Genomic DNA, 20,465 nt, shown 5'->3' with positions numbered 1-20,465 from the left:
TATTTTTTTTGATTGCCGCATTCTGCGAGCCGTCGGCTGTTCCAGCCGACTTCAGAATGCTCTAGCTGCCGTTGGGGCCGCCGCCGGGGCCGCTGCCGCCCTGGCCACCCATGCCGCCGGCGCCGACCGCGCCGATATTGCCGAAAATCTCGTCGAACAGGCTGCGATGGCGGCCCAGCGTCGGGGTCTTGTCGCCAGTCGGCGAGATGCGCGCGACCTGTTCCAGCCCCATGCGATCGACCGCCACGACATTGCCGGCCGCGTCGAAGCGCACGCGCAGCACGGTCTGGTCCACCGGCTTGGGATTGGAGAAGGCGAGCGAGCGCATATTGCGCGAGACATAATACCAGTCCTGCTCACCGAACTGCGAAGCGAAGCTGGGGCGCCCAAGCGTTCCTTCCACGGATGCGCGATTGTCGATGCCCGGCTGGACCGAATCCACCAGCAACTTGTCGACCTGATAGCCCTGATGCGTGCGGATGCGGGTGCAGGCCGACGTGCCGAGCAGCAGCGCGCTGAGGCCGACGGCGATCAAGACGCGCCCGCGGCGGGAATGGCGGCTGAACTGAGGCATGAACGTCTCCTGCGGGGGCATATCCCGCGAACCCGATAAAACTGATGCCGCCATTGCATTGGGCGGCGCAGCGATCAATATGGAAATGCGCAAGCCCCGGCAAGGGGCGCAAAACATCGGACGGCGCGCGCACGGCCGATCCGTCATGAAAAGCCGCTCCGATCATGCCCAGCACATCCTTCCTCCAGCGCTTATTCGGCCGTACCGACCCACGGGAGGGGCTGCGACCGCTCTACCATGCCGTAGTCGGCGAAGGACGGCAGCCGCACTGGTATCTGGACGGCGCGGTACCCGACACGCTGGACGGCCGGTTCGACATGATCGTCGCCATATTGGCGCAGGCGCTGATCCGGCTGGAGCAACTGGGCGCGACGCAGGAAAGCGTGTGGCTGACTGAGTTGTTCGTCGATGACATGGACGGGCAGCTGCGGCAGGAGGGCGTGGGCGATGTCGTGGTCGGCAAGCATGTCGGCCGGATGATGAGTGCGCTCGGCGGGCGGATCAGCGCCTATCGCGGAGCGTTGACGCAAGGCACGGATTTTGCTGAGGCGCTGCGCCGCAACCTGTATCGCGGCGCGGACGTGACCGATGCGGCGGTCGCCCATGTCGAGGGCAGGCTGCGCGAACGCTGGACGCGGCTGGGTTGCCTGACGCGCGACGCCCTGCTGGCAGGAGATCTTGGATGACGAACAGCCCCGAATTTTCCCGTCCCGTGAAGGCCGATCAGGTCAAGCGGTTGACCGGGGACACCCATATCGAAGCCGATGCGGCCGAGCGCGAGGCTTTGGCGCGTCGCTTCGGCCTGTCCGCCTTCGATCGGCTGGAGGCCGATTACAGCCTGACGGAAGAGAATGGCGCGATCATGGCGCGTGGCCGGGTGCGCGCGGCGCTGGCTCAGCCGTGCGTCGCGACCGGCGTGCCGGTGCCCGAGACGATCGACACCGATTTCCTGCTGCGCTTCGTGGTCGAGGGTGAAGGCGTGCCCGAGGGCGAGGAACTGGAGCTGGACGCCGAGGATTGCGACACGATCGGCTTCGACGGGCAGGTGGTCGACATGGGCGAGGCGGTGGCCGAGACGGTGGCGCTGGCGATGACGCCTTTCCCCCGCTCGCCGGAGGCCGACACCTATCTGAAGGAGGCCGGCGTGCTGAGCGAGGAGCAGGCCAGCCCCTTCGCCGCGCTGCTCGGCCTCAAGGACAAGAAATAGGCGATGCGGTGGCTGATCCTCGCCACGCTTCTGGTCGGTGGGGCAGCGGGCGTGCAGGCCCGGTCGGCACAACGGGTTTCGACGCCCCTGATCGGGGAATCGATCGTGCGCGGCCAATGGGCCAGGGCGGAAAATCGGGCCCATTGCGCGCCGCTTGGTCTGGTGTCGGACGGGCGGGCGCGGGGTGTTGCGCGGGCGGCGAATTTCAGCGGCGGCTGGGCCGTGGCGTTCGACCTGCCGGGGATGCGCAGCGCCTATGGCTTTGCCGGGACGGCGCTGCTGCCCGATGACGACCAGCCCGACAGCGTCCAGCGCGCGCGGCTGACCAGGCAATGGCCGTCGACGCGCGACCTGCGCAAACTGCCCGCGCCCGCCTTCGCCGGGTACGGACTGATGGGCGCGAAGCTCTATCCGGCCGCCAATCCCTCCGGCAAGGGGCTAGAATCGCTCGCCTATCTGCGGATCGGCGGGCAGCGCTGCACCTATAATGTCTGGAGCCGATTGAGCCGCGCGCATCTGGAATCGCTGCTCGACAATCTGCGCATATTGGGCTGATCGCCGCCCCAACGTTTCCCTTTCGTTCTGCACTGTGGCATAGCGAAGGCCATGGACCCGCAGCCGTCCCTGCCTCGCAAGATCATCCATGTCGACATGGACGCCTTCTATGCGTCGGTGGAACAACGCGACGATCCCGCGTTGCGCGGCAAGCCGATCGCCGTGGGCGGCGGCGGTCCGCGCGGGGTCGTGGCGACATGCAGCTATGAAGCGCGCAAGTTCGGTGTGCGTTCGGCCATGCCCGGTGCGCGGGCACGGCGGCTCTGCGCCGACCTCATCTTCGTGAAGCCCCGCTTCGAGGTGTATCGCACCGTGTCGGCGCAGGTACGGGAGATATTCAGCCGCTTCACCGACATGATCCAGCCGCTCTCGCTGGACGAGGCCTATCTGGACGTCACGGTGAACAAGCCCGGCATCGGGTCGGCGACGGAGGTGGCGCAGGAAATCCGGCGGATGATCCGCGCGGAAACCGGTCTCACCGCATCGGCGGGCGTGTCCTACAACAAGCTGATCGCCAAGCTGGCCTCGGACCAGAACAAGCCCGACGGTATTTGCGTGGTGCGGCCGAGCGAGGGCGCAGCCTTCATCGCCGCCATGCCGGTGCGGCGCATCCATGGCGTGGGACCGGTGACCGCGCAGCGGATGCAGGAATTGGGGATCGAGACGGGCGCGGACCTGCGCGACCGCGACATGCGCTTCCTCCAGGCCCATTTCGGCAGTTCGGCCGACTATTATTATCGCGCATCACGCGGCGAGGACGACCGGCCGGTGCGCGAGCGGCAGGAGCGCAAGTCGGTGAGCGTCGAGGATACGTTCTTCGACGATCTGGTCGAGGAGCAAGCACTGGTCGCCGAGATCGATCGGATCGCCGCCAGCCTCTGGACCCGGATCGAAAAGGCGCAGGCCTGGGGCCGGACGGTCGTGTTGAAGGTGAAGTTCGCGGATTTCCGCATCATCACCCGGTCGCGCAGCTTTTCGGCGCCGGTGCGCTCACCGGATCAATTGGCTCAGGCGGGACGGGATTTGTTGCTGGCCCAGTTGCCGTTGCGCATGGGGGCAAGACTGCTGGGACTAGGCGTACATAATCTGGAGGCGGAAGAAGAAGGCGAACAGGGCGAGCAACTCGCCCTGTCGCTCTAATCAGAGTCGCTCTAATCAGAAGGGCAGCCAGTTCCGCTTTTCGGTGAACTTCATGTAACCGGCGTTGACGCCCAGGCGATAGCCCACGCCCAGCCGGATCGGGATCAGCACCACATTGCCCCAGCGCAGATAGCTGGCGGTGAACCCCCCCACCAGATAGGCGGTGCCCTCCGCCGCGGGGAAGCGATGATACAGCTCCTGCGTGTCGTAGAGATTATAGACCAGCACGAAGGTATTGGCCGCGTTGCCGCCGACGTCGAATCCGATCGACGGTCCGGTCCAGTAGACCTCGCGCTTGCCTTCGATCTTGTGGTTCAGCGTGCCCGAGCCATAGCGCAGGCCGACGACGAAGGCGCCCGACGCCTCGCGCCCGGCAATATAGGCGTTGGGGCGGCCCTGATCCTTCAGGATCTTCTCGATGATGCCGGCCAGACCCTCGGCGCCCTTGCCGAACACGCCTTCGGCCGCACCGATCAGGTCATCCTGCTGATAGGAATCCCCCGGCGCAATCGTGGAGGGCGGCGAATCGGCCGTCACCGGAGCGCCGGTGGCCGTGGTGCCGGTGGAAGGCGGCGGCGCGACCGACGGAGTGGGAGCGGGCGGCGGCGGATTGTAGCTGGTGCCGCTGTTCGTGCCGACGCTGGAATCCACGCCCGGATCGGTCGGCGCGCTGTTGGCGGGCGGCGGCGGAGCGAGGTCCGCGTCGATCGCGGTATTGGGATCGATGGTGCGCACCTGCGCCGAGGCAGCGACCGGAGTCAGCGCCATGCCCGCCAGCGCGGCGACCAGTGCCGCTGCGCGTGCGATGTGGACGCCTTTGCGCCCATAGATGCCGATCATGCCCGATACTCCCCGGAAGCCCGCTCTTGAAACCATAGACCAGATTATCGGCTTCGAAGCTGAAACGACAATGAACGAACGGCGACCCGAGTCCATTCCGCGCCGGGCCGAATCCGATAATCGTCCCATAGCGTAAAAAATCCGCACTGAGGACCGTTGCCATGCCGCAAAGCCCTCGCTATAGCCGCGCCCAGCCACTGCCCCTCTCCACAAGAGATGGGCAAATCCGTGCGGAGACGTGGGTGAGTGGCTGAAACCAGCGGTTTGCTAAACCGTCGTAGCCTTAAGGGGCTACCGAGGGTTCGAATCCCTCCGTCTCCGCCAACCTTTTCTTTTCCGATGATCAGAAAACGCCTTCGCCTTCGGGCGTAGGATCGTGGCATTTGCAGCCTTGGCGACTGCCGGTTTCCGATAAGATGGTGGTTGGAAGCGATGCCCGATTGCGGGCGCGGGTCACGACGCATCAGCATCTGCGCCGGGCAACAAAAAAGCGGCTGTCGCCAGCCGCTTTTGCCTGTTCCTGGATTTGCCAGAAAACATGGTGCCCAGAAGAGGACTCGAACCTCCACGACCTTGCGATCGCCAGCACCTGAAGCTGGTGCGTCTACCAATTCCGCCATCTGGGCACGGGGTAGGAGGGCGCCTCTAGCGGGCGGTCCCGAAGCTGTCAACGCATTGTCTGTGGGGGAGTGTGTTTTTGGTCTCGGCCAAAAAATGGTGCCCAGAAGAGGACTCGAACCTCCACGACCTTGCGATCGCCAGCACCTGAAGCTGGTGCGTCTACCAATTCCGCCATCTGGGCACGGGGTAGGAGGGCGCCTCTAACGGCGGCCTCGGAAGCTGTCAACGTACCGCCCGCATTATTTTTTGGGTTTCCTAAAAAAGCCGGTTTAAGGGCAGGCGACGCCGTCTTGTCCAGGATATGAAAATGCCCATGACCATCGCCGATCCCGCGCCGCCCGCCTTTCTTGCCCGCCCCGACGGCTTGCGCCTTGCCTATCGCCACAGCAAAGGGACCGGGCCGACCCTGATCTTCCTGCCGGGCTATATGTCCGACATGGAAGGCGGGAAGGCGGTGGCGCTGCATGGCTGGGCGCAGGCGCAGGGGCGGGCGATGCTGCGGCTCGATTATGCCGGCAATGGCGCGAGCGAGGGGCGGTTCGCCGACGGCACGCTGGCAAGCTGGCGCGACGATGTACTGCTGTTCCTTGATACGCTGGTCGATGGGCCGGTGGTGCTGGTGGGATCGTCGATGGGCGGATGGCTGGCGTTGCTGGTGGCACTGGCGCGGCCCGATCGGGTGGTGGGCGTCGTCGGCATTGCGGCCGCGCCGGACTTTACCGAATGGGGCTTTACCGACGCGGACAAGGCGTTGCTGCGGACCGAGGGACGGATCGAGGAACCGACGCCCTATGGCGATCAGCCCTATGTGACGACGCTGGGCTTCTGGGAATCGGGCCAGGCGCTGCGGCTGCTGGAGGCGGAGATGGCGATCGACTGTCCGGTGCGGCTGCTCCATGGGCAGGCCGATCCCGACGTGCCGTGGGAGATTGCGATCAGGGCCGCCGCGCGGCTGCGTTCATCCGATGTGCAGACGCTGCTGGTTAAGGATGGCGACCATCGCCTTTCCCGCGACGGCGACATCGCCCTGCTGATCCGTACCGTCGCCAGCCTGCTGGACATATTGTGATGCCCTTTTTCCTGCCGCTCCTGCTCCAGGCCTATGATCCCGAGATCGAGGCGGTGATGAATCGCAGCCGCAAGCAGAAGCAGGAGGAGCGGGCGGCCGCGGCGGCTGCGGCCACCCCGCCGGCGGCCGGCAGCGCACCGGCACGGGACGATGGCCGGATTCCCGTGCCCGCCAAATTCGCAGTCCCCTTCCAGGCCTGCCTCGACCAGGCGATCGAATCGCCCGATGCCGGCGTCGCCTTCGCGCAGAAATGGCGGATCGAGGGGGGCATTTTCTACGCACGCCACTGCATGGGCTTCGCTTATTCTCGCGCCGAACGCTGGACGCCGGCCATCGTCGCGTTCGAGCAGGCGGCGGAAGAGGCCGAGCGCGGCAATGAAATGGCGCAGAGCGCGCGGCTATGGGCGCAGGCGGGCAATGCTGCGTTGGCGAGCGGCGATGCGGCCAAGGCGCGCACCGATTTCGATGCGGCGCTGGCGCGTGGCCTGCCCGACGGGATGGAGAAGGGCGAGGTGCATCTCGACCGGGCGCGGGCGCTGGTGGCGCTGGGCGACACCGACGGCGCGCGCGATTCGCTGGACGTCGCGCTGGCGCAGGCGCCGAAGGATCCGCTCGGCTGGCTGCTGTCGGCGACGCTGGCGCGGCGATCGGGCGAAATGAGTCTGGCGCAGGCGCATATCGCGCGCGCGGTGCAATTGTCGCCCGATGACGCGTCGGTCGCGCTGGAAGAAGGCAATGTCGCCATTCTCACCGATCATGAGGATGTGGCCCGGTCCGCCTGGCAGCGTGCGGTCAGGCTGGCGCCGGATGCGCCGGCGGGCAAGGCAGCGGCAGACAATCTGACGCGGCTGCCGACAGGGAAGCCGGCCACCAAGCCGACGGGTTGACCCAGCAAGATTTTGTCACGGAACTCCTTGGCATCCGGCCGGTTCGCTTGTGAAGCGGCGGGCGTGAAAAAGGAAACAGCGACATGGACAATCGGATCAAGGGCGCGCTCGCGATCGGCCTGCTCGTCATCGGCGCCGCCAGCACGAGCGCCTGCTCGCGCGGGGCGACGCGTGGCGGCCTGATCGGCGGCGCAGGCGGCGCGGTGGTCGGCAGTGCGACCGGCCTTGGTACCACCGAGGGCGCGCTGATCGGCGGCACGGCGGGCGCGATCATCGGCGACAAGAGCGACTGTTCGCGCAAGGAACGCCGCCGCGGCAAGTGCTGAAGGGACGCCGCTCCGCCTATTTCAGGTAAAAGTCGACGGTCGTGACGACGCGCACCTTCTTGTAGGGCGTGTCGCTGCCACCGTCGCCGCCACCCTCGCCATCGCGGGCGTCGATCGAGAAATAGCCTTGGGTCGCGCTCTTGATGCCGCCCACGCCCGCGCCCGAATCCTTGGCGAACTGCTCGGCAGCGGCGCGCGCGTCCTTTGTGGCGGCGGCCACCATCGGCGGCTTGACGTCGTTCAGCTTGGTGAAGCTGTAGCGCATGCCCGATCCTTCCTGAAGCGTCACGCCGCGCCGGACGAGGTCGAACTGCTGCGCGACCGCCTTCTGCGCGCGGGCAATATCGGTGGTGCGCAACAGCATCCGCTGGGTAATGGTGATCGTGTTGACGCCGTTATTCAGCCACTGGTTCACGCCCGCGCCGACCGGCTTCAACTCCTCGGGCTTGAATCCCAGGCTCTTGAAATAGGCCTGCAATTCCCCGGTATTATTATCGATTTCGGCGCGCACGGTCGGCAGATCGAAGCCGGTCGCCGAATAGCTGATCGACCAGGTGGCCAGATCGGCCGTCACGTCCTTTTCGGCGAGGCCGCGCACCGTCACCGATCGATCCGCCGCCTTGGCGCGCGTCAGGCCGTCGCCCAGCAGATAGCCGCCGGCGACCATGCCGCAGGCGAGCAGCGCGGCGCTGCCCAGAAATACCTTGTCCCGCATATCCAGTGCCATGCTGCTTCCCTCTTCCGTCCAGTGCCATGCGACCTTATCTAAGAGGCATATTTGCCATCCATGAGATGAACCGTTGCTTTATGGCGACGAATGGAGACGAGATTGCCCAAATATCTGCACACCATGATCCGCGTCGCCGATGTCGACCGGACCAAGTCCTTTTTCGAGCTGCTCGGCCTTCAGGAAGTGAAGCGCATTACCAGCGAACAGGGCCGCTTCACCCTCGTCTATCTGGCCGCGCCGGGCGACGAGGATGCGCAGGTCGAACTGACCTACAACTGGCCGGCCGAGGACGGCACGCCAGCGGAAGTCTATGGCGAGGGACGCAATTTCGGTCATATCGCCTATCGCGTCGATAATATCTACGAAACCTGCCAGACGCTGATGGACGCGGGCGTGACGATCAACCGGCCGCCGCGCGACGGACACATGGCCTTCATCCGCACCCCCGACAATATCTCGATCGAGCTGTTGCAGGACGGGCGACTGGCGCCGGCGGAACCCTGGGCGTCGATGCCCAATGTCGGCCACTGGTAAGCGCCATGCTGGAAGTCGTCCGCATCCCCGTCCTCAACGACAATTATGTCTGGCTGCTGCACGACGATGTGAGCGGCGAGACGGTGGCGGTCGATCCGGCGGTGGCGGAGCCGGTGCTGGAGGCCGCCCGCGCGCGCGGCTGGACCATCAGCCAGATCTGGAACACCCACTGGCATGGCGACCATGTCGGCGGCAATGCGGCGATCAAGGCCGCAACTGGCTGCATCATCACCGGGCCGGCGGCGGAGGCGGAGAAGATCGGCACGCTCGACCGGACAGTGGGGGAGGGCGACCAGGTCTGCATCGGCGATCACGTCGCGACGGTGATGGCGGTGCCTGCGCACACGGCTGGGCACATCGCCTATCATCTGGCGGAGGACCGGATCGTCTTCGTCGGTGATACGCTCTTCGCCATGGGATGCGGTCGGCTGTTCGAGGGAACGGCGGCGCAGATGTTCGCGAACATGGCGAGGCTGGCGGCCCTGCCCGCCGACACGACCGTCTATTGCGCGCATGAATATACGCTTTCCAACGGCCGTTTCGCGCTGACGGTGGAGCCGGACAATGTAGCGCTGGCGGCGCGCGTGGAAGCGGTCGAGGCGGCGCGGGCGAGGGGGGAGGCGACCGTGCCGACCAGCATCGGTGCGGAACGCGACACCAACATCTTCATGCGGGCGGCGACGATCGAACAACTGGCGGAACGACGCGCTGCAAAGGATGCGGCCTGACGGTTTTTGGCCTATGATATCGTCTTGTAGAGGCGACAAGAGAGCTGGAGAATTGCGGTGCGCGCGTGGATCTGGATGGCGCCGTTGCTGCTGGCGGGCTGTACCGGCAGCTATGAGCCCAAACCCCTGACCGACAAGCAGGCGGCGCAGCTGGACAAGGCGCTGGCCGGCAAGGTCGCCGGCGAAAAGCAGAGCTGCATCAACCGCGAGCCGCAGACCAACCTGACGGTGATCAGCAACAATGTGCTGCTCTATCGGGTCAGCAGGAAGCTGGTCTACAAGAACGAGCTGATCGGCAGCTGCAACGGCCTCACCTATGGCGATATCATGATCGTCCGCAGCTTCGGATCGCAGCTGTGCCGGGGCGACTTCACCACGACCGCCAGCCCGCAGACCGGCATGACCTCCGGCGCCTGCGCCTTGGGCGACTTCATTCCCTATCGCACGCCGCCGGCCAATTGACGATTTGACCGGCGCGCGGTGCGGCAAGGCTTGTCAGCGCGTTGCTTTGCGCCTTTGATGCCTGGATGAGCGCGTCGTCCCTCTTCCCATGGCGTTATGGGATGTTTCTGGCCCTGCTGGCGGCGGTGATCGCGCCGCTGACGCTTGTGCTGCCCTGGCATGAGGCGGTGATGGCGGGATTCGACAGTGCCGCCCTGGCCTTCATGGCGTCGGTAGCGTCCCTGATCGACGCCGACGCGGAATCGATGCGGCGCAACGCGCTGGCCAATGATGCCAATCGCGGATTGATGCTGCTGCTGACCGGGATCGTCTGTCTGGTTATTCTGGTCGCGGTGGGTGTAGCGATCAGCCAGCATGGCGGGCCGGATGGCATCAGCATCGCCCTGCTGCTGGCGACCCTGCTGATAGCCTGGCTCTTTTCCAACCTCGTCTACGCAATGCATTACGCCCATATCTTCTACCTGCCCGGTACGGACGGGAAGGATCGGAGCGGGCTGGATTTCCCCGACACGGACGAGCCGGGCTATTGGGATTTCCTTTATTTCGCCTTCACCCTGGGCATGACTTTCCAGACGTCGGATGTATCGGTGACGGCAACGGCGATGCGCCGGACGGTTCTGTTCCAGTGCCTCGCGGCCTTCCTGTTCAACCTCGGCATCCTGGCCTTCACCATCAATGTGCTGGGCGGGTCAGGCGGCTGATTCCCATCGGCCCGGCTTTGCCTCCTCGCTGTCGGCCATGGCCTCGATCGAGTGCCACCATTCGTCGACTGCTGGGCGAAAAGCGGCGAGATGGCCGTGCCGCGGCCGGGCGAACCAACTCTTGCCGCTGCGATAATAAAGCCAGCGGGAATCGCAGTTGAGCGGCACCTGTTCGAACCGGGGTGGATGGTTCGGGAAGGAATCGTCATCGACCTGTCGCAATTGCCCGGGAATGTCGCGGACGCTGCCATCGGGAAACTGCACGGCGATGGACATGGACTTTTCCTTTTATCTTGCCCGCTCGGTTTGCATAACGATCTGAAATCATATCGGTTCATCGGCCGTCGTCGCATTTGCGACGAATCGACGTCTCTGGCCCTCTCCTGCCTTCATGGCTTGATTACCTATTTTTGCTAAAGGCTGATGACGATGAGCAAGGCCGATCCCTGTCCCACCTCCGCCGTCAGCCATGGCGTCGGCTTTGCCGGTCTGTTCGGGCTGGGCCTCTGGACGCTGGTGGCACGCCATTATGGCATGAACGGACCCAATGCCGGGCTGGCAGCGGTGGTCGCCTGCGGCCTGCCGATGGTGCTCTGGTCGCTGGTCGTGGACAGGGTGCATCGCAATGCGTCTACCGGGATCGACTGGCATGCCGCACCGCGCCGGGTGCGCGAAGTGCTGGACATCAGTATCGTCAAGATCGCCGGGCTATGGGCGACCTGGCTCGCCATCGCCATCTTCTATTGTATCGCGCGCTGGTACTGGAGCGGCAATTACCGCTTTTCCATGGATCTGTTCATGAACGCCGCGCCATGGCTGCTGCTACTGTCCATCCCCTATATCCTCTGGATCGACCGGCGGATGGTGGAACCGCGGGATGCATCCTACAGCTTCGGCCAATGGGTGATCGGCGGCGTGGCGGGGCAGCCGGATATGGTCCAGGTTGCGCACCATGCCCGTGCCTGGGCGGTGAAGGGCTTCTTCCTCGCCTTCATGATCTCGATCGTGCCGGGTAATTTCACCAATGTCGTCAACTGGCGCCTGTCCGATGCCTTCGCCCATCCGGTGGCGCTGGCCGGATTCCTGATCGCGGTCATGTTCATGATCGACGTCTGCCTGGCGACGGTGGGCTATATCCTGACCTTCAAGCCGCTGGATTCGCATATCCGCACCGCCAATCCCTATCTGGGCGGCTGGCTCGCGGCGCTGATCTGCTATCCGCCCTTCGTGCTGATGGGCGGTGGCGGGCCGCTCGACTATCATGCCGGCGGCGCGGAATGGGATGTGTGGACGCAGGGGTCGACGGCGCTGCAATGGCTGCTGGGTGGCTGGCTCGTGCTGCTGACCGCTCTCTATGCCTGGGCGACGGTGGCGTTCGGCCTGCGCTTTTCCAACCTCACTCATCGCGGCATATTGACCCACGGTCCCTATCGCTGGACGCGGCACCCGGCCTATCTGTCGAAGAATCTCTTCTGGTGGTTTTCGGCGCTGCCCTTCCTGTCGGTCAGCGGATCGCTGACCGACATGGTGCGCAACTGCGCGATGCTGGCGCTGACCAATGCCGTCTATTACTGGCGCGCCAGGACCGAGGAGCAGCATCTGTCCGCCGACCCTGCCTATCGCGCCTATAGTGACTGGATGGAGCGCAACGCGCCGGTCCCGCGCTTCTTCGCCTGGCTGACCGGGCGGAAGCGCGAGACGGACGCGGTGGCGCAGCCGGCTGAGTAAGGTTTAGAAGCTCTCTTCCGCATAGACATGGCTGAGATCGCCCTGCCATTCGCCATGATAGCGGTCGAGCAGCCGTTCGGCGTTGGTCTTGCCCGACGCCACCACCTCATCGAGGAAGGATAGATAGCCGGTCTCATTATCGCCCGACCCATTGAGCCGCGCGCGCGCAGCCAGACCCGATCGGGCGATGTCCACCACCTGACCGGCAATGTCGCGCAGCTTGCGCCCGCCACCGATCGGCGCGTCTAGTCCCAGCTTCGGCACGGAATCGCGCAATATCTGCCGTTCCTCCATGCTCCAGTCCTTGACCACGTCCCAGGCCGCGTCGAGCGCACCCTGATCGTAGAGCAGCCCGACCCAGAACGCCGGCAGCGCGCAGATGCGGTTCCAAGGGCCGCCATCGGCGCCACGCATTTCGAGGAAGCTCTTCATCCGCACTTCGGGGAAGGCGGTGGAAAGATGATCCTCCCAATCCTTTTCGGTCGGCTTTTCGCCGGGCAGGACGGACAGCTTGCCGGCGAGGAAATCACGGAAACTATGACCCGCCGCATCGATATATTTGCCGTCGCGGTAGACGAAATACATCGGCACATCGAGAGCGTAGTCGGCATAACGCTCATATCCGAAGCCGTCCTCGAACACGAAGGGCAGCATGCCGGTGCGATGCGGATCGGTATCCGACCAGATATGGCTGCGATAGGAGAGGAAGCCGTTGGGCTTGCCGTCGGTGAAGGGAGAATTGGCGAAGAGTGCGGTGGCGAGCGGCTGGAGCGCCAGCGACACGCGGAACTTCTGCGCCATGTCCGCTTCGCTGCCATAGTCCAGATTGGTCTGGATGGTGCAGGTCCGCAGCATCATGTCGAGGCCGAGAGACCCCACCCGCGGCATGTGCCGCAGCATGATGTCATAGCGGCCCTTGGGCATGATCGGCAATTCTTCGCGGCTCTTGTCGGGCCACATGCCAAGGCCCAGGAAGCCCAGGCCCAGCATGTCGCCGACATATTTCACCTGTTCCAGATGGCGGCCGGTTTCGGCGCAGGTCTGGTGGAGATTTTCCAGCGGCGCGCCGGAAAGTTCCAGCTGGCCTGCCGGCTCCAGGCTGATCGTGCCGTCGCTGCCGGACAGGGCGATGATATTGTCGCCCTCGAACACCGGGTTCCAGCCATAGCGGGTCAGCCCAATCAGCAGCGTATGGATGCCGCCCCGCTCGTCATAGCTGGGCGCATGATGATCCTTGCGGCTGTAGACGAATTTCTCATGCTCGGTGCCGATGCGCCAGCGATCCTTGGGCTTTTCACCCTTGGAAAAGGCCGCGATCAACTGGTCGCGGCTCTCGATGACGGGATCAACTCCCCCGGTGTCGGTTCTGGTGCTCATGCCCCGCCTTACTGCTTCCCCCATGCGCGTCAAACAAGAGCGCGCGGCCGACAGATAAGTTGCGCCTATGATCTGCGCAATAACATAGCGGAATGAAACTTTACTGGTTGCCGCACCGCCGATGCGAAAACCGGTTTCCATCCCTCGACAAGGCGCGGGACAGGCTTTTCGCGCAATGCTTCATGACCAGTCGCCATTGATCGTCATCCAGACCGACGTGGCGGCGATGGCGGCCGTTTCCGCGCGCAGGATGCGCGGGCCGAGCGATACCGGGACCGCGCCCGGCGTGGTGCGGATCGCCTCGCGCTCGGCGGGATCGAAACCACCCTCCGGTCCGACCAGGAAGGCGGCCGGGCCGGTGTGGGTACGCAATGTCGCATCCAGCGGCGCGCCGCCCGTCTCGTCGGCGAAGAAGAGGTGCCGATCGGCAGGCCAGCCTTTCAGCAGCGCGTCCAGCTTCGTCATCTCGCCCAGTTCGGGCAGCGCGGTGCGGCCGCATTGTTCGGCCGCCTCGACCAGATGGGCGTGAAGCCGGTCGAGATTGAGCTTGTCCACCACGGCGCGGCGGGTGAGCACCGGCTGGAGCCGTGCGACGCCCAGTTCGCACGCCTTTTCCGCGATCAGGTCTATCCGCCCCTTCTTGATCGGCGCGCAACAAAGCCAGAAATCGGGCACATGTTCGGGCGGCTTTGTCTGGCTGATACACTCCAGCACCAGATCGCGCTTGCGGATATCGCGGGCGCGCGCGGCCCATTCGCCCGACCGGCCGTCGAACAGCAGGACGATATCGTCCGGCTTCACCCGCATGACGCTGATCAGATAATGGGCCGGATTGCCGTCGACCGGCACGGCCACGCCTTCCCCCAGCTGGGTTTCGACATGCAGGCGCGGGGCGCTCTGCGGTGGCCAGGCGGGGGTTGCGGTCATTTCGTCTCGTGTCTTGCCGGTTACTCGTTCTTCCCTAAAGAGAAGCATGGCCCTTCGACAAGCGGGAGGGCGAACGGAGTCGCAGTGAATCAGACAATCGTCCCCGACAGCGAAGCGCGCGGCCTGCTCGCGCGGCTGCCGGACACGCCCCGCACCCTGGCGCAACTGGCGCGATTCGACCGGCCGATCGGCTGGTGGCTGCTGTTCTGGCCGGGGGCGTGGGCGGTCGCTCTGGCCGGTGGCGGATTCGCGCGCTGGCCGCTGATCGCCTGGCTGCTGCTGGGCAGCATCGCGATGCGCGGCGCGGGATGCGTGTTCAACGATATCGTCGACCGCGATATCGACCGGAAAGTGGCGCGCACCGCCGCCCGGCCGTTGGCGAGCGGGGCGATGTCGGTGAAGATCGCCTGGGGCTGGCTGCTGGCCCTGTGCCTCGTCGGCCTGGTCGTGCTGCTCCAGCTTAATCTGTACGCGCAGGTCGTGGCGCTGGGCAGCCTGGCGCTGGTCGCCGCCTATCCCTTCATGAAGCGTATCACCGGCTGGCCGCAGGTCTGGCTCGGCCTCGTCTTTTCCTGGGCGGCGCTAGTGGGGTGGAGCGAGGTCGCCGGTGCCCTGACCCTGCCGGGCCTGCTCCTTTATGCCGGCACCATCTTCTGGGTGGTGGGCTATGATACCATCTATGCGCTTCAGGATCGGGAGGACGACGCGCTGATCGGCATCGGTTCGAGCGCGCTGTCGATGGGGCGGCATGTGCGGGGTGGGGTGACGTTCTGCTACCTGCTGGCGCTCGGCATGTGGGCGTGTGCGATCTGGCAGGTCAGGCCGCAGGCGTTGGCGCTTGCCGCCCTGTTGCCGATGGCGGTGCATCTGCTGTGGCAGGTGGGCACCTTGAAAGAAGATGGAGTCGATCCACTGCATAAATTCCGGTCCAACCGTTTTTCGGGTTTCCTGATGTTCCTTGGCTGCCTTGTCGTGGGGAGTGCTTCGATATGACACCGCAACCGGGCGAAGATTGCTGGCGCATCGCGCGCGCCGAGAAGGCCAGCGTCATCATCGATGCCGACGCCTATTTCCGTCAGGCCCGCGCCGCGATGATGAAGGCGAAGCGCCGCATCATGCTCATCGGCTGGGATTTCGACCCGGCGATCAGCCTGATCCGCGAGGATGAGGCGAAGGACGGCGCGCCGGTCGTCATCGGCGATTTCATCACCTGGCTGGTGGAGCAGACGCCGGAACTGGAAATCTTCCTGCTGCGCTGGGACGTCGGCGCGATGAAGTCGATGGCGCGGCCGTCGCACCTCGTCACGACGCTGCGCTGGATGGCGCATCCGCGCATCACTGTGAAGCTGGACGGCCATCATCCGCCTGCCGCCTCGCACCATCAGAAGATCGTGGTGATCGACGACTGCTTCGCCTTCTGCGGCGGTATCGACATGACCGGCGACCGCTGGGATACGCGGCACCATCGCGACGAGGAGCCGGGACGGCATCATCCCGACGGATCGCCCTATGGTCCTTGGCATGATGCCACGACGGCGCTGTCCGGGCCGATCGCGGCGGCGCTGGGCGACCATGCCCGCAATCGCTGGGTCGGTGCCGGCGGCGATCCGCTGGATCCGATCGAAGGCATCACCGATTGCTGGCCCGAAAGGCTGCCGGTACAGTTCGAGGGCGTCGATGTCGCTATCGCCCGCACCGCGCCCAAGATGGACGATCAGGACGAACTGACCGAGATCGAGCAGCTCTACCTGCACCAGATCGCGGCGGCCAGGCATCGCATCTATGCCGAAAGCCAGTATTTCGCCTCCCGCCGCATCGCTGAGGCGATTGCGAAGCGGCTGGGCGAAGCGGACGGCCCGGAAATCGTCATCGTCAATCCCGAGCAGGCCGATGGCTGGTTGGAGCAGCAGGCCATGGACACCGCCCGCGCCCGCCTGTTCGAGGCGTTGAAGGCGCGCGACACCCATGGCCGCTTCCGCATCTACCATCCCTTCACCAATCGCGGCGTGCCTATCTATGTCCACGCCAAGATATTGATCGTGGACGATCGGCTGATCCGGGTCGGCTCCTCCAACATGAACAACCGCTCGATGCGGCTCGACACCGAATGCGATGTCTGCATCGACACGGCGCTGCCCGGCAATGACGGGCGGCAGGAAATGATCCTCAAGATCCGCGACGACCTGATCGCCGAACATCTCGACCTGCCGGCCGAGCGGGTATCGGCGGTGATCGCCGAACGCGGCCTGATCGTAGCGATCGAGGAGTTGCGGCAGAAGCCGGGGCGCACCCTGCGCGCCTATGTCACGCCGGATCTGAACGATGTGCAGCAATGGATCGCCGACCATGAGGTGCTGGACCCCGAAGGTCCGGAGGAAATGTTCGAACCTGTCAGCGAGCGCGGTCTGTTCCGCCGAATGAAGGGCTGGTTCGGGCGGGGCTGATATTGCTGTCCTATCGGTGCGCCCGGCCTTATGATGCCGGCCTTATGATGAAAGCCGGACTTTCCGATAGGATCTCCCGCGCGTAACATCCTGTCTCAATGTGCGGGAAATGTGCGAAGTTAAGCGCCGGAAACCCTATTCCGCCGCCAGCAGCGCCTCTGCGCCATGCAGGTTGACCGATACGAGGCGGCTGACGCCGCGCTCGACCATGGTGACGCCGAACAGCCGGTGCATGCGCGCCATGCTGACGGCATTATGGGTGACGATCAGATAACGGGTGTTGGTCTGCGCCACCATGGCGTCGAGCAGGTCGCAGAAACGCTCGACATTGGCGTCGTCGAGCGGCGCGTCGACTTCGTCCAGTACGCAGATCGGCGCGGGATTGGTCAGGAAAAGCCCGAAGATCAGCGCGACGGCGGTCAGCGCCTGCTCGCCGCCCGACAGCAGGGTGAGCGCGGCCAGCTTCTTGCCCGGCGGCTGGGCCATGATTTCCAGCCCCGCCTCCAGCGGATCGTCGCTGTCGATCAGTTCCAGATGCGCCTGGCCGCCATTGAACAGGGTGGTGAAGAGGCGCCGGAAATGGCCGTCCACCGCCTCGAACGCGGCGAGCAGGCGCTGGCGGCCTTCGCGGTTGAGACTGCCGATCGAGCCGCGCAGCTGGTTGATCGCCTGCGTCAGTTCCGCGCTTTCGGCGCGGCTGGTCGCCTGGGTCGTTTCCAGTTCCTCCAGTTCCTGCGCGGCGACGAGGTTGACGGGGCCGATCCGCTCGCGATCGGCGACGAAACGGTCATGCTCGGCTTGCTCGGTCTGGGCGATGCGCATGTCGGCGCTGGAAAAGCCGAGCTTTTCCGGAAGCACCGGGGGCGGACATTCGAAGCGCTCGCCCGACAGGCGATTGGTCTCGACCCGGCGTTCGTCGGCGGCTTCGGCGCGGGCGACGGCGGTGGCGCGGGATTCGCGGGCGGCGGCGAGCGTCTCGCCGGCCTGTGCGGAGCGGGATTCGGCGGTGCGCAGCGCAGCTTCCGCTTCCTGCTCGGCCCGGCGCGTCTGATCAGCGGCGTCGGTCAGCGCGGTGCCCCGGTCGCTGAGGTCGGCAATGGCCCTGGCGAGGCTGTCGGGCTGCGCCTCGATCGCCGTGCGCTCGGCCGTAATGTCCTCGCCGCGCGCGACCATGGCGGCGATCCGCTTGGCAGCCTCGCCCGCGCGGTTGCGCCAGCCCTTGATTTCGGCATCGGCGGCGCCCTGCCGCTCGCGGTCGCTGGCCAGTGCCCGATCGGCCATCGCCTGATCGGCCTGAAGCTGGCTGACGGCGGTGCGCGCCTTCTCGCTCGCCTGGACGAGCGTCGCCACCTGCGCGCGCGTTTCCGCGCCATCGGGTACGGCGGTGCGGGCGGTCTCCGCGTTTCGATGTTCGGCCTGCGCGCTGTCGCGATCCTGCCGGGCGGCGGTCAGCCGCTCTTCGATCGCCTCGCGCCGGCCCGCCAGCCGTTCGAGCGCGGTGGTCGCCTCGTCGGCGGCGCGGAGCGCGGTGCGCAGCCGCTGGTCGGCCTGCGACAGGGCGGTGCGACCGGCCGTCAGCGCCTGCGCGGCTGCCTGTTCGCGCACCTTGGCCGCATCCTGCGTGGTGGCGGCGGTCTCGACCTCGGCCTGCGCGGCGGGGCGCGCGGCGGCGATCGCCTCCAGCCGGTTGAGGCGGATCAGCCGTTCGGCCGCCGCGGCGCCGCCTTCGACCGCGACATATCCGTCCCAGCGGCGCAACTGGCCGTCGAAGGTGACGAGCCGCTGGCCCACGGCGAGCGGCTGGCCCTCGTCATGCTCCGCCACGCCGATCTGCGCGAGACGGCGGGCCAGTTCGGGCGGAGCGGTGACATGGCCGGTGAGCGCGGTCGTCCCGGCGGGCAAGGCCGGATCGGCCGGCAAAGCCTCTGCCCCCGCCCAGCCACGCTTGCCCTCGGTCCCGATCGGCGCTTCCAGATCGTCGCCCAGCGCTGCCGCGAGCGCGCGTTCATAGCCGGGTGCAGCCTTCAGCCGGTCGAGCGCGCGCGCCTTGTCCCCGGTGCCGATGTCCACCGCGCGCTTGAGCGCGGCGGCTTCGCTGTCGAGCGCGGCGAGCGCGGCGCGGGCGGCGGCAAGGGCGGCCTCGCCCGTAGCGCGGGCCTCGGCCGCGGACTGGCGATCGGTGTCGGCGGCCTGGATCGCGGCCTCGGCGGCATCGCGGTCCGCCTTCGCCTTCTCCTGATCGGCCAGGACGGATGCGCGCTGCCCCTCCAGCGGTGCGGCGTCGGGCAGAGCGGCGGCTTCGGCGTCGAGCCGCGCAACATCCCGCTCGGCCCGATCGAGATGATTGCGGGCGGCGGTCAGCGCGGCTTCGGCAACGCGCAGTTCGGCCTGCTCCGCCGCCTGCTTGGCCATTGCCTTGGCCAGATCCAGTTCGGCATCGCGCGCGCCATCTTCGGCGGCGGCAATGCGCGCGGCGAAATCGGGACGCAGCTTTTCCGTCTCGGCGATCCGCGCCTTGAGCGTGCCCGTCTCCGCCGTCAGGCGCGCGATCGCGTCCGCCGCGTCATTGGCGAGCGTGCCCTCGCGCGCGCGATCCTCCTCCAGCCGTCCGGCCTGCTGGCTGAGGTCGGCAAGGCGGCGAACGACCGACTCCCGCTCGGTGCGCAGGGCGGCGAGGCGATGGCCCGCTTCATTGGCGGCGTCGCGGGCGGCCTGCGCGGCGGCGCGCCTGTCGGCCAACGTCGCGACCGCCGCCTGGGCATGGGCGGCGGCAGCAAGCTGTCCCTCCTGCGCGGCGGAGACGGCGGCATCGGCCTGCTTCGCCTCGGTACGCGCCGCTTCGGCGCTGGCATTGGCCTCGCGCCAGCGGGCGAAGAGGGTGCGGCCCTCGGCAATGCGAATTTGTTCGGACAGGCGGATATAGCGTTCCGCCGCCTTGGCCTGCCGTCGCAGCGCATTGGCGCGCACGTCCATGTCCGCCAATATCTCGTCCAGCCGGGCAAGATTGGTTTCGGCCGCGCGCAGCTTCTGCTCGGCATCCTTGCGCCGGACATGGAGGCCGGCGATCCCTGCCGCTTCTTCCAGCATGGCGCGCCGCTCCTGCGGGCGCGCGGCGATGACGGCGGCGATGCGACCCTGACTGACGAGGGCAGGGCTGTGCGGACCGGTGGCGGCATCGGCGAAGATCAGCGCGACATCCTTGGCGCGCACGTCCCGGCCATTGGCGCGATAGGCGCTGCCCGCGCCGCGCTCGATCCGGCGCGTGACTTCCAGCTCGCCGTCGGCGCCGACATCGACTGCGCTGAACAGTTCGCCCTGTTCCTGGACGGTGAGCAGCGACACTTCGGCGAAATCGCGCTGCGGGCGCGTGGCGGTACCGGCGAAGATCACATCCTCCATGCCGCCGCCGCGCATGGACTTGGCACTGGATTCGCCCATCACCCAGCGAATGGCTTCCAGCAGGTTGGACTTGCCGCAGCCATTGGGACCAACGATGCCGGTAAGACCCGGCTCGATCCGCAGCTCCGTCGCATCGACGAAGCTCTTGAAGCCGGAGAGCTTGAGCCGCTTTATCAGCACGGGAACAGGCCGGGACGGCAGTCCGCCCCGGCTCCC

Annotated in this window: 21 protein-coding genes and 3 tRNA genes; 15 read left to right on the top strand and 9 right to left on the bottom strand. The window is 66.1% G+C overall.

Annotated features, from left to right (window positions below; translation table 11 throughout):
• Positions 1-61: 61 nt before the first annotated feature.
• Positions 62-574: an outer membrane protein assembly factor BamE gene (locus VMR39_RS10610; protein ID WP_325415935.1), complete on the bottom strand. Its 513-nt coding sequence runs from the start codon at positions 572-574 to the stop codon at positions 62-64.
• Between the two features lie 164 nt (positions 575-738).
• Between VMR39_RS10610 and VMR39_RS10605 the strand changes: the two genes are divergently transcribed.
• From VMR39_RS10605 to dinB, 4 genes are read left to right on the top strand one after another with little or no spacing between them, the layout of a single operon-like run.
• The gene (locus VMR39_RS10605) at positions 739-1,260 is read left to right on the top strand and encodes a ubiquinol-cytochrome C chaperone family protein (protein WP_325415934.1); all 522 of its coding nucleotides are present in this window, start codon (positions 739-741) and stop codon (positions 1,258-1,260) included.
• Positions 1,257-1,781: a DUF177 domain-containing protein gene (locus VMR39_RS10600; RefSeq protein ID WP_325415933.1), complete on the top strand. Its 525-nt coding sequence runs from the start codon at positions 1,257-1,259 to the stop codon at positions 1,779-1,781. The genes VMR39_RS10605 and VMR39_RS10600 overlap by 4 nt, the downstream gene beginning before the upstream one ends.
• Positions 1,782-1,784: 3 nt before the next feature.
• Positions 1,785-2,336, top strand: a complete 552-nt coding sequence (locus tag VMR39_RS10595; RefSeq protein WP_325415932.1) for a hypothetical protein — start codon at positions 1,785-1,787, stop codon at positions 2,334-2,336.
• Positions 2,337-2,387: 51 nt separating this feature from the next.
• Positions 2,388-3,476: a DNA polymerase IV gene (gene dinB / locus VMR39_RS10590; protein WP_325415931.1), complete on the top strand. Its 1,089-nt coding sequence runs from the start codon at positions 2,388-2,390 to the stop codon at positions 3,474-3,476.
• 15 nt (positions 3,477-3,491) lie between these two features.
• On the opposite strand, the gene VMR39_RS10585 is transcribed toward dinB, so the two are convergent.
• Positions 3,492-4,316 carry a DUF1134 domain-containing protein gene (locus VMR39_RS10585; protein ID WP_325415930.1) on the bottom strand — a complete coding sequence of 275 codons (825 nt, stop codon included), beginning with the start codon at positions 4,314-4,316 and terminating at the stop codon, positions 3,492-3,494.
• Between the two features lie 232 nt (positions 4,317-4,548).
• Here VMR39_RS10585 and VMR39_RS10580 point away from each other — a divergent pair.
• Positions 4,549-4,640: transfer RNA gene (locus VMR39_RS10580), tRNA-Ser, on the top strand.
• Positions 4,641-4,855: 215 nt separating this feature from the next.
• Here the strand turns inward: VMR39_RS10580 and VMR39_RS10575 are convergent.
• Positions 4,856-4,942, bottom strand: a tRNA-Leu gene (locus tag VMR39_RS10575).
• A gap of 89 nt (positions 4,943-5,031) precedes the next feature.
• Positions 5,032-5,118, bottom strand: a tRNA-Leu gene (locus tag VMR39_RS10570).
• A 132-nt stretch (positions 5,119-5,250) separates the two neighbouring features.
• Here VMR39_RS10570 and VMR39_RS10565 point away from each other — a divergent pair.
• From VMR39_RS10565 to VMR39_RS10555, 3 genes are all read left to right on the top strand, one after another.
• Positions 5,251-6,006 (top strand): alpha/beta hydrolase, encoded by a 756-nt coding sequence (locus VMR39_RS10565; protein WP_325415953.1) that lies wholly within the window; start codon positions 5,251-5,253, stop codon positions 6,004-6,006.
• Positions 6,006-6,893 carry a tetratricopeptide repeat protein gene (locus VMR39_RS10560; protein ID WP_325415929.1) on the top strand — a complete coding sequence of 296 codons (888 nt, stop codon included), beginning with the start codon at positions 6,006-6,008 and terminating at the stop codon, positions 6,891-6,893. The genes VMR39_RS10565 and VMR39_RS10560 overlap by 1 nt, the downstream gene beginning before the upstream one ends.
• Positions 6,894-6,976: 83 nt before the next feature.
• Positions 6,977-7,219, top strand: coding sequence for a hypothetical protein (locus tag VMR39_RS10555; RefSeq protein WP_325415928.1), 243 nt, complete (start codon positions 6,977-6,979; stop codon positions 7,217-7,219).
• Positions 7,220-7,235: 16 nt separating this feature from the next.
• Here the strand turns inward: VMR39_RS10555 and VMR39_RS10550 are convergent, their stop codons facing one another.
• Complete coding sequence (locus VMR39_RS10550) at positions 7,236-7,946, bottom strand: SIMPL domain-containing protein (RefSeq protein WP_325415927.1); 711 nt, start codon at positions 7,944-7,946, stop codon at positions 7,236-7,238.
• A gap of 102 nt (positions 7,947-8,048) precedes the next feature.
• Here VMR39_RS10550 and VMR39_RS10545 point away from each other — a divergent pair, with 102 nt between their 5' ends.
• The 4 genes from VMR39_RS10545 to VMR39_RS10530 all read left to right on the top strand — a co-directional run bounded on the left by VMR39_RS10545 (position 8,049) and on the right by VMR39_RS10530 (position 10,374).
• Complete coding sequence (locus tag VMR39_RS10545; protein WP_325415926.1) at positions 8,049-8,483, top strand: VOC family protein; 435 nt, start codon at positions 8,049-8,051, stop codon at positions 8,481-8,483.
• 5 nt (positions 8,484-8,488) lie between these two features.
• Complete coding sequence (gene gloB, locus VMR39_RS10540) at positions 8,489-9,211, top strand: hydroxyacylglutathione hydrolase (RefSeq protein WP_325415925.1); 723 nt, start codon at positions 8,489-8,491, stop codon at positions 9,209-9,211.
• A 57-nt stretch (positions 9,212-9,268) separates the two neighbouring features.
• Positions 9,269-9,673, top strand: coding sequence for a hypothetical protein (locus VMR39_RS10535; protein WP_325415924.1), 405 nt, complete (start codon positions 9,269-9,271; stop codon positions 9,671-9,673).
• Between the two features lie 65 nt (positions 9,674-9,738).
• Positions 9,739-10,374: a DUF1345 domain-containing protein gene (locus tag VMR39_RS10530; RefSeq protein WP_325415923.1), complete on the top strand. Its 636-nt coding sequence runs from the start codon at positions 9,739-9,741 to the stop codon at positions 10,372-10,374.
• Here the strand turns inward: VMR39_RS10530 and VMR39_RS10525 are convergent.
• Positions 10,363-10,650: a hypothetical protein gene (locus VMR39_RS10525; RefSeq protein WP_325415921.1), complete on the bottom strand. Its 288-nt coding sequence runs from the start codon at positions 10,648-10,650 to the stop codon at positions 10,363-10,365. The genes VMR39_RS10530 and VMR39_RS10525 overlap by 12 nt on opposite strands.
• 153 nt (positions 10,651-10,803) lie before the next feature.
• Between VMR39_RS10525 and VMR39_RS10520 the strand changes: the two genes are divergently transcribed.
• Positions 10,804-12,102 (top strand): methyltransferase family protein, encoded by a 1,299-nt coding sequence (locus VMR39_RS10520; RefSeq protein WP_325415920.1) that lies wholly within the window; start codon positions 10,804-10,806, stop codon positions 12,100-12,102.
• A 3-nt stretch (positions 12,103-12,105) separates the two neighbouring features.
• Here VMR39_RS10520 and VMR39_RS10515 read toward each other — a convergent pair whose 3' ends face one another.
• Both VMR39_RS10515 and VMR39_RS10510 read right to left on the bottom strand, forming a co-directional pair.
• Positions 12,106-13,479: a glutamate--cysteine ligase gene (locus VMR39_RS10515; RefSeq protein WP_325415919.1), complete on the bottom strand. Its 1,374-nt coding sequence runs from the start codon at positions 13,477-13,479 to the stop codon at positions 12,106-12,108.
• Between the two features lie 180 nt (positions 13,480-13,659).
• Positions 13,660-14,406 (bottom strand): 16S rRNA (uracil(1498)-N(3))-methyltransferase, encoded by a 747-nt coding sequence (locus tag VMR39_RS10510; RefSeq protein ID WP_325415918.1) that lies wholly within the window; start codon positions 14,404-14,406, stop codon positions 13,660-13,662.
• Positions 14,407-14,490: 84 nt separating this feature from the next.
• On the opposite strand from VMR39_RS10510, the gene ubiA reads away from it, so the two are divergent.
• Together ubiA and VMR39_RS10500 are read left to right on the top strand one after the other, a co-directional pair.
• Positions 14,491-15,399: a 4-hydroxybenzoate octaprenyltransferase gene (gene ubiA, locus VMR39_RS10505; protein WP_325415917.1), complete on the top strand. Its 909-nt coding sequence runs from the start codon at positions 14,491-14,493 to the stop codon at positions 15,397-15,399.
• The gene (locus VMR39_RS10500; RefSeq protein ID WP_325415916.1) at positions 15,396-16,850 is read left to right on the top strand and encodes a phospholipase D-like domain-containing protein; all 1,455 of its coding nucleotides are present in this window, start codon (positions 15,396-15,398) and stop codon (positions 16,848-16,850) included. The genes ubiA and VMR39_RS10500 overlap by 4 nt, the downstream gene beginning before the upstream one ends.
• A 135-nt stretch (positions 16,851-16,985) precedes the next feature.
• Here the strand turns inward: VMR39_RS10500 and smc are convergent, their stop codons facing one another.
• Entirely contained in the window at positions 16,986-20,429 is a 3,444-nt protein-coding gene (gene smc, locus VMR39_RS10495; protein WP_325415915.1) for a chromosome segregation protein SMC, read from the bottom strand.
• Positions 20,430-20,465: the final 36 nt, after the last annotated feature.

It is taken from the genome of Sphingobium sp., assembly GCF_035511395.1.
Lineage (GTDB): Bacteria > Pseudomonadota > Alphaproteobacteria > Sphingomonadales > Sphingomonadaceae > Sphingobium.
The sequence above is the reverse complement of the archived record's forward strand: the minus strand, read 5'-3'. Positions and strand labels throughout refer to the sequence as shown.

Coding starts and splice junctions, on each gene's coding strand:
- VMR39_RS10610 (WP_325415935.1), bottom strand. CDS start 574: ATGCCTCAGTTCAGCCGCCATTCCCGCCGCGGGCGCGTCTTGATCGCC.
- VMR39_RS10605 (WP_325415934.1), top strand. CDS start 739: ATGCCCAGCACATCCTTCCTCCAGCGCTTATTCGGCCGTACCGACCCA.
- VMR39_RS10600 (WP_325415933.1), top strand. CDS start 1,257: ATGACGAACAGCCCCGAATTTTCCCGTCCCGTGAAGGCCGATCAGGTC.
- VMR39_RS10595 (WP_325415932.1), top strand. CDS start 1,785: ATGCGGTGGCTGATCCTCGCCACGCTTCTGGTCGGTGGGGCAGCGGGC.
- dinB (WP_325415931.1), top strand. CDS start 2,388: ATGGACCCGCAGCCGTCCCTGCCTCGCAAGATCATCCATGTCGACATG.
- VMR39_RS10585 (WP_325415930.1), bottom strand. CDS start 4,316: ATGATCGGCATCTATGGGCGCAAAGGCGTCCACATCGCACGCGCAGCG.
- VMR39_RS10565 (WP_325415953.1), top strand. CDS start 5,251: ATGACCATCGCCGATCCCGCGCCGCCCGCCTTTCTTGCCCGCCCCGAC.
- VMR39_RS10560 (WP_325415929.1), top strand. CDS start 6,006: ATGCCCTTTTTCCTGCCGCTCCTGCTCCAGGCCTATGATCCCGAGATC.
- VMR39_RS10555 (WP_325415928.1), top strand. CDS start 6,977: ATGGACAATCGGATCAAGGGCGCGCTCGCGATCGGCCTGCTCGTCATC.
- VMR39_RS10550 (WP_325415927.1), bottom strand. CDS start 7,946: ATGGCACTGGATATGCGGGACAAGGTATTTCTGGGCAGCGCCGCGCTG.
- gloB (WP_325415925.1), top strand. CDS start 8,489: ATGCTGGAAGTCGTCCGCATCCCCGTCCTCAACGACAATTATGTCTGG.
- VMR39_RS10530 (WP_325415923.1), top strand. CDS start 9,739: ATGAGCGCGTCGTCCCTCTTCCCATGGCGTTATGGGATGTTTCTGGCC.
- VMR39_RS10525 (WP_325415921.1), bottom strand. CDS start 10,650: ATGTCCATCGCCGTGCAGTTTCCCGATGGCAGCGTCCGCGACATTCCC.
- VMR39_RS10520 (WP_325415920.1), top strand. CDS start 10,804: ATGAGCAAGGCCGATCCCTGTCCCACCTCCGCCGTCAGCCATGGCGTC.
- VMR39_RS10515 (WP_325415919.1), bottom strand. CDS start 13,479: ATGAGCACCAGAACCGACACCGGGGGAGTTGATCCCGTCATCGAGAGC.
- VMR39_RS10510 (WP_325415918.1), bottom strand. CDS start 14,406: ATGACCGCAACCCCCGCCTGGCCACCGCAGAGCGCCCCGCGCCTGCAT.
- VMR39_RS10500 (WP_325415916.1), top strand. CDS start 15,396: ATGACACCGCAACCGGGCGAAGATTGCTGGCGCATCGCGCGCGCCGAG.